A 480-nucleotide genomic window follows, 5' to 3' on the forward strand; every position below is an offset into this window, starting at 1 on the left:
AAAGAATGGTGCGGGTGAAGGGAGTCGAACCCCCACGCCTTGCGGCGCTAGATCCTAAGTCTAGTGCGTCTGCCAATTCCGCCACACCCGCATATTTTGTTGGCAATTTAAATGGTGAGCCATGAAGGACTCGAACCTTCGACCCTCTGATTAAAAGTCAGATGCTCTACCAACTGAGCTAATGGCTCGTAAAATGGTGCCGGCGATAGGAGTCGAACCCACGACCTACTGATTACAAGTCAGTTGCTCTACCAACTGAGCTACACCGGCAAATGGTGGAGGATGACGGGCTCGAACCGCCGACCCCCTGCTTGTAAGGCAGGTGCTCTCCCAGCTGAGCTAATCCTCCTGGGTATTATGCCTAGCGAYGTCCTACTCTCACAGGGGGAAGCCCCCAACTACCATCGGCGCTAAAGAGCTTAACTTCCGTGTTCGGTATGGGAACGGGTGTGACCTCTTTGCCATCATCACTAGACTATT

4 tRNA genes and 1 rRNA gene are annotated in these 480 nt (G+C 53.0%); all 5 read right to left on the reverse strand.

The features are described 5' to 3' along the window. Window positions 1-6: 6 nt before the first annotated feature. Window positions 7-91, reverse strand: a tRNA-Leu gene (locus AC1DCY_RS27535). Between the two features lie 21 nt (window positions 92-112). Next, window positions 113-188, reverse strand: a tRNA-Lys gene (locus AC1DCY_RS27540). Between the two features lie 6 nt (window positions 189-194). Next, window positions 195-270 (reverse strand) — tRNA-Thr (locus AC1DCY_RS27545). Between the two features lie 3 nt (window positions 271-273). After that, a tRNA-Val gene (locus AC1DCY_RS27550) sits at window positions 274-349 on the reverse strand. 10 nt (window positions 350-359) lie between these two features. Beyond that, a 5S ribosomal RNA gene (gene rrf / locus AC1DCY_RS27555) occupies window positions 360-475 on the reverse strand. Window positions 476-480 lie beyond the last annotated feature (5 nt).

Source organism: Lysinibacillus sp. 10T31, assembly GCF_056394365.1.